6 protein-coding genes and 1 pseudogene are annotated in these 6,459 nt (G+C 64.4%); 2 read left to right on the top strand and 5 right to left on the bottom strand.

Annotated features, from left to right (window positions below):
- Window positions 1-92 precede the first annotated feature (92 nt).
- On the bottom strand, window positions 93-1,025 hold the full coding sequence (sucD, locus tag KJQ12_RS01905) for a succinate--CoA ligase subunit alpha (RefSeq protein WP_213483256.1): 933 nt from the start codon (window positions 1,023-1,025) through the stop codon (window positions 93-95).
- A gap of 40 nt (window positions 1,026-1,065) precedes the next feature.
- A complete protein-coding gene (sucC, locus tag KJQ12_RS01910) occupies window positions 1,066-2,226 on the bottom strand; it encodes an ADP-forming succinate--CoA ligase subunit beta (RefSeq protein ID WP_213483257.1) in 1,161 nt (386 codons plus the stop codon).
- A 302-nt stretch (window positions 2,227-2,528) separates the two neighbouring features.
- Here sucC and KJQ12_RS01915 point away from each other — a divergent pair, with 302 nt between their 5' ends.
- Window positions 2,529-3,125, top strand: a complete 597-nt coding sequence (locus KJQ12_RS01915; RefSeq protein WP_213483258.1) for a hypothetical protein — start codon at window positions 2,529-2,531, stop codon at window positions 3,123-3,125.
- A gap of 100 nt (window positions 3,126-3,225) precedes the next feature.
- Window positions 3,226-4,773, top strand: a complete 1,548-nt coding sequence (locus tag KJQ12_RS01920; protein ID WP_213483259.1) for a YifB family Mg chelatase-like AAA ATPase — start codon at window positions 3,226-3,228, stop codon at window positions 4,771-4,773.
- A 37-nt stretch (window positions 4,774-4,810) separates the two neighbouring features.
- Here the strand turns inward: KJQ12_RS01920 and KJQ12_RS01925 are convergent, their stop codons facing one another.
- The 3 genes and pseudogenes from KJQ12_RS01925 to KJQ12_RS01935 form a co-directional block, all read right to left on the bottom strand.
- Window positions 4,811-5,170 (bottom strand): YraN family protein, encoded by a 360-nt coding sequence (locus KJQ12_RS01925; protein WP_213483260.1) that lies wholly within the window; start codon window positions 5,168-5,170, stop codon window positions 4,811-4,813.
- The gene (locus KJQ12_RS01930; RefSeq protein WP_015254987.1) at window positions 5,163-5,468 is read right to left on the bottom strand and encodes an EscU/YscU/HrcU family type III secretion system export apparatus switch protein; all 306 of its coding nucleotides are present in this window, start codon (window positions 5,466-5,468) and stop codon (window positions 5,163-5,165) included. The genes KJQ12_RS01925 and KJQ12_RS01930 overlap by 8 nt, the downstream gene beginning before the upstream one ends.
- Window positions 5,465-6,459: pseudogene (locus KJQ12_RS01935) on the bottom strand (flagellar hook-length control protein FliK); the annotation flags it as partial. The pseudogene KJQ12_RS01935 and the gene KJQ12_RS01930, both read right to left, overlap by 4 nt.

Below are 6,459 nucleotides of genomic sequence, written 5' to 3' on the forward strand. Positions count from 1 at the left end.
CCGTACATGCGGGAGCCGGGAAGGCTGCCTGCCTTCCTGCGGTTTAAGCAAACCGCGGAACCGATAAATTGTACGCTGATCCGTTCAACCGCTTATTTGCGGGTGATGCACTTCTCGAGCAGTCCGCGCTCTTCGAGCACGGATACAAGCGTTGCGCCCATCTCGGCCGGCGTCGGCGCCACCTTGATGCCGCACGATTCGAGCTTCGCGATCTTTTCGGCTGCCGTGCCCTTGCCGCCGGAGATGATCGCGCCGGCATGGCCCATCCGCTTGCCCGGAGGCGCGGTTGCGCCGCCGATGAAGCCGACAACCGGCTTCGTCATGTTCGCCTTGATCCACTCGGCCGCCTCTTCTTCGGCCGTGCCGCCGATTTCGCCGATCATGATGACCGCGTACGTGTCGGGGTCTTCGTTGAACATCTTCAGAATGTCGATAAATTCCGATCCTTTGACCGGGTCGCCGCCGATGCCGACGGCCGTCGATTGCCCGATGCCGCGCGTCGTCAACTGATGCACCGCTTCATACGTCAGCGTGCCGCTGCGCGATACGACGCCGACATGGCCTTTCGTATGGATATAGCCCGGCATGATGCCGATCTTGCACGCGTCGGGCGTGATGACGCCCGGGCAGTTCGGTCCGATGAGGCGCGTCTTCTTGCCTTCCATGTAGCGCTTCACCTTGACCATGTCCAGGACCGGGATGCCTTCCGTAATGCAGATGACGAGCTCCAGCTCCGCGTCGACCGCTTCCATGATCGCGTCGGCCGCGAACGCCGGCGGAACGTAGATGACCGAAGCGGTCGCACCGGTTAAGTCCACCGCCTCGCGCACCGTGTTGAACACCGGCAGCTTCGCAACGGTGCCGTTCTCGAGCTGGATCTCGACGGTCGTGCCGCCTTTGCCCGGCGACGTGCCGCCGACCATCTGCGTGCCGTAGTCAAGCGCGCCTTTCGCGTGGAAGAGCGCCGTCTTGCCGGTAATGCCCTGGGTGATGACTTTCGTATTCTTGTCCACCAGAATGCTCATCGAAGGTTCACTTCCTCTATCGTAATGGATCGGTAGGCCTTTACTTTACAAGTTCGACGATTTTCTGAGCCCCGTCGGCCATCGAGTCGGCGGCCGTGATGTTCAGGCCGGACTCGTTCAGCAGCTTCTTGCCGAGCTCGACGTTCGTGCCTTCCAGCCGCACGACGAGCGGACGGTCGAGGCCGAGTTCGCGCGCCGCGGCGATGACGCCTTCCGCAATGACGTCGCAGCGCATGATGCCGCCGAAAATGTTGACGAAAATGCCCTTGACCTTCGGGTCGGACAGAATGATCTTGAACGCTTCCGTCACTTTCTCCTTCGATGCGCCGCCGCCCACGTCAAGGAAGTTGGCCGGCTCGCCGCCGTAATACTTGATGATGTCCATCGTCGCCATCGCGAGGCCGGCGCCGTTCACCATGCATCCGATGTTGCCGTCGAGGGCGATGTAGCTCAGATCGAATTTGGACGCCTGGATCTCCTTCTCGTCCTCTTCGTCGAGGTCCCGCAGCGCGACGATATCCGGATGGCGGTACAGCGCATTGGAGTCAAAGTTGAGCTTCGCGTCCAGCGCAAGGATGTTGCCGTCGCCGGTGACGACGAGCGGGTTGATCTCGGCGATCGAGCAGTCCTTGTCGACGAACGCGTTGTACAGCGCCGTCATGAACTGGACCGCCTTGCCGACGAGCTCGTTCGGAATGTTGATGTTGAACGCCAGACGGCGCGCCTGGAACGGCTGCAGGCCGACGACCGGGTCGATCACTTCCTTGAAAATCTTCTCCGGCGTGCGCGCGGCGACTTCCTCGATCTCCGTGCCGCCTTCTTCGGACGCCATCATGACGACGCGGCCGGTCGAGCGGTCGACGACGACGCCGACGTAGTATTCCTTCTTGATGTCGCAGCCCTGCTCGATGAGCAGCCGCTTCACTTCTTTGCCCTCCGGCCCGGTCTGATGCGTGACGAGCACTTTGCCGAGCAGTTCCGACGCATACTGGCGAACTTCGTCAAGCGACTTCGCCACTTTGACGCCGCCCGCTTTGCCGCGGCCGCCCGCATGGATCTGCGCTTTCACGACGACGACGGACGTGCCGAGCTCCTTGGCGGCCTCGACGGCTTCGTCGACCGTGAACGCCACGCGGCCTTCCGGCACGGATACGCCGTACTGCTTCAAGACTTCCTTGCCCTGATACTCGTGAATGTTCATGCCGATATCCTCCCTCAAGCGTCAGCGGCAGCGCTTACGGTCCGGATGATCCGGGGGCCTGTGCGCCGCAGCCGAAATACAAGTCACAGTATGTACACAAACAACCCTATTGTATCACGAATTCGCCACGGTTGCCTTATTTTTGTCGGAGCGAACGAACACTTTTTGCTATCGGAATGATCTCATTGCGCGAACAAAAGGGAAAGCGGATTTGACACGAAAGCGCCGCAGATGAAAAGTAACCGCCGCATGTTCGCATGTTACAATCGGTGAGAGAACCGGATTCTTCCGGAGGCCATGCGATGAAATTTTTGTCGATCATCTTGACGGCTGTTCTGGGACTCGCCGTCTTGCCGGGCGGATGCGCGGACTCGCAATCGGAAGTACCGGCGGCTTCCGCCGTTTCGGATTACGGTGCGGCGGCGAGGGTGATGACCCGAAACCTGAAAGAAGAAATGTACTTCGTCGATTTGATTGTAAGGGGCACCGTGCTGGAGGTCCGGGAACCATTCACGCGGATTATCGGTGATGTTACCCCGTCCGTGATCGAGGTGGAAGAAGTCATTCACGGCGATTTGGATCAGAAAGCGGTCACGCTGTATCAGCACGGAACGCCGAAAACCGACAAGGACGGCGTCCTGGTGTCGCCCGGGGAAGAAGTGATTCTGCTGCTGATTGAAACGACCGAAGATTTTTATTGGCCGTACGACCCCGGAGCGGGCGTCTGGAAGGTGAAAGACGGCCGCGTGCAATCCGGTCCTTATCGCATGTACGGCACGGTGGAGCCTCATATGTTCGACAGCCTTCAAAACATGAAAGCCGACAAATTCGTCAAAAAAATCCGGAAAGCCGCCGAGAACAAGAAGAAGCCGGAAGGCTTGATGCGGCGGGCGGATTGACAAGACTGCGCGCATCCGCTAAATTTGGAATCGCATGAAATGAATGTGAACACGGAGCGTAAGGAAGCACCTTCATCCGGAGATGGGGGTGCTTTTTTGCATGTATGCGAACGTATGCTGCGCGTCCGTCCAGGGAGTGGAGGCGCTCTGGATCGACGTCGAGACCGATATTTCGCCCGGCCTGCCGCAGGTGAACGTCGTCGGACTGCCGGATCCCGCCGTCCGCGAATCGGTGGAGCGGGTGCGCGCCGCCGTGAAGAACTGCGGCTTTCAGTTCCCGCTGCAGCGCATCACCGTCAATCTCGCGCCGGCCGATCAGCGCAAGGAAGGGACGGCGTTCGATCTTGCGATCGCCGCCGGCATTCTGATCGTCAGCGGCCAGCTGGACGGCGGCCCCTTCGCCGGCACGCTCGTCATCGGCGAGCTGGCGCTGTCAGGCGAGGTGCGGCCCGTTCCCGGCGTGCTGCCGATGGTGGAGCAGGCGAAGCGGCGCGGCATCCGGCGGGTGCTGCTGCCCGCGGGCAACGCGGCCGAAGCCGCGCTGATCGGCGGCATGGACTTGTACGCCGTCACGCACCTGTCGCAGCTCGCAGGCAAAGATTGGGATGCGCTGCGATTCGCCGCTGAGCGACCCGGCCTTGGGCAGATGCGTGCGAACGGCGCCGACGATCCGCTGCAGGCGGATCTCGACTTCGCCGACGTGATCGGCCAGCCGACGGCGAAGCGGGCGGTGCTGACCGCCGCGGCCGGGCGGCACAATCTGCTGCTGTCCGGACCGCCCGGGACGGGCAAGACGATGCTCGTGAGGCGTCTGCCCGGCATCCTGCCCCCGCTGACGGAAGAAGAAGCGCTGAACGTCACGAAAATCTACAGCGCGGCCGGAAAGCTCGGCACCGGCAACGTGTCGCTCATCCGCAGCCGGCCGTTCCGCTCGCCCCATCATACGATTTCGGCCGGCGGGCTCATCGGCGGCGGCTCCGTGCCGAGGCCCGGCGAAGTGACGCTGGCGCACGAGGGCGTCCTGTTCCTCGACGAATTGCCCGAGTTCTCGCGCCAGGCGCTCGAAGCGCTGCGCCAGCCGCTGGAGGACCGCGAGGTGACGATCGCCCGGTCCCGGGCGGTGTTCCGGTTCCCGGCCCGCTTCATGCTGGCCGCCTCGATGAATCCGTGTCCGTGCGGGTTCCATCTGCACGAGACGGAGGACCAGCGTTGCACATGCTCGACGGGGCGCATCGCGGCCTACCGCTCCCGGCTGTCCGGGCCGCTGCTCGACCGGATCGATCTGCAGGTCGAAGTGCCCCGGCCGGTGCTGCATGCCGCCAAGCCCGACGGCTGGACGACCGCGAAGATGCGCGAGTTCGTCATGGTTGCCGCGGAGCGGCAGCAGTCGCGCGCCTCGGCAACCGGCGTCAGGTGGAACTGCGATCTGACCGGCCGCGCTCTGCGGGATGCGTGCAAGCTGCGGCCCGACGCCGCGAAATTGCTTGACTCCGCCTACCGCGCCCACGGCTTCAGCATGCGCGCCCACGAGCGCGTCCTCAAGCTTGCGCGGACGATCGCGGATCTGGACGAACAGGATGCCGTCGGCGCGGATCATGTCGCGGAGGCGATCCATTACCGTTTCCTCGACCGCAAGACAGACTCCTGAATATGCAATCGCCGCCGGCCCGCGTTCGGACCGGCGGCTACATGGCGCCCGGAATATGTTCGATGTCCATTTCCCCGTCTGATCCGACCGTGCAGGCGATGACGTCGAACCGGACCTGCGCGTGCTGCCGTCCCGTCTGCGCCAGATATACCTGGGCGACCGCGGCCAGTTTGCGCTGCTTGCGAATATCGACCGATTCGGCGGGCGTGCCGAACCGGCCGTGCGCCGCGCGCGTCCGGACTTCGACAATGACAATCGTCCCCTCGTCCTCCGCCACAATGTCCAGTTCGCCCAGCCGGCACCGCCAGTTGCGGTTCAGAAGGCGATAGCCCTTCGCCGCAAGATAGCGGGCGGCCGCTTCCTCTCCGCGCCTTCCGGTCGCTCTCCGCTTATCCATGCGCGGTTTCCCATTCCTTCATCCTGCGGTCGGCCCGGTAGACGAAGCTGAGCACTTCCGCGACAAGCGCATAGAGTTCGGGAGGAATCTCCTGGTCGATGTCGAGCTTGGACAACACTTCAATGAGCGAAGGTTCTTCCTGAACCGGAACGCCGTGTTCGCGCGCCAGTTCCAGAATGCGCTCCGCGACATGTCCCTGCCCCTTGGCGGCCACGACGGGAGCCGAATGTTCGGCCGGATTGTATTTCAGCGCCACCGCTTTGCGCAGCGGCTGCGGCGGATGGTCAGGCTTCTTCATGCGCGGTAGTCCACCCCTCTGTACGGCTTGCCGGCGTAAACCGCCGGGGTCGGAAGTGGCGCAGCCGCGGCGGATTCCTTCGCGGCGTTCCGGCTTGCCGTGTCCGGAAACGGCTTCACGCGCATCGACGCAAGCTGATATCCGGCACGGCCCAGCGCCTCCGCCGCCTCATCCCGCGCCGATTCCACCAGACGGCTCACGGCCGGGTGGTCGTTCCACAGGTTCAGGCTGACAAACCGGTCCACCACCTGCACGTCGACGACCGTGTCGCCGAGATGCTTCATCCTGAGGTCGAACAGCAGCCGGCAGTTGTCGGGATCGAGCTCCCCTTTCCGCCCGCGCCGCGACTGAATCGTGATCTGGGCCGTCGTGCCGCCGTCTTCCCCCTGGAACGGAATGAACAGCGTCATATGGGAGAACAGCGCGCCGTTCTTCTCCGGCGCAAGCAGCAGCTGCTGGCCGGTGATCTGCTGCACGAGCTGCTGCGCGGTTTCGCGCAGCGCGGCCGGCGCATCGTCGGTCGCCGCAAGCGACAGCAGCGCCTGCTTCAGCGTCTCGCCCGCGCCGCCGGCCGGGGCGGGCTGCTGCTCGGCGGTGTGCGGCAGGAATGGGACGGCGCCCCGCCCGATCTGCGGCGCCATCCGCTCCGCCGTGCCCGTCAGGCCGGCGCCCGGTCCGGGCCCGGCCGCCGCGTCCCGGCCGGCTGCCGCTGCGCCGGATGGCGCATCTCCTGCCGTCCGCGGCGCCGCATCCTGCCGCCCGCCGGCGGCTTCACCGCGCGCGCCGGTCAGCTGCGACAGCTGCTTCTCGTAATCGACGCCGAGCCATTTCAGCAGGCCGTGAATCCAGTTGCCGCTCTGCGGCGCGGCCGCTTGCTGCGTCTGCCCGGCGCCCGCTGCGGTCTGGGCGCCGCCTGCGGCTGCGCCTTGCGGCTGCGCGTCCACGGCCCGGGCGGACGCCTGCCGCGCGCCCCCTGCGGCGGGACCGGCGG

Source organism: Thermobacillus xylanilyticus, assembly GCF_907165215.1.
In the GTDB taxonomy this organism is placed as follows: Bacteria; Bacillota; Bacilli; order Paenibacillales; family Paenibacillaceae; genus Thermobacillus; species Thermobacillus xylanilyticus.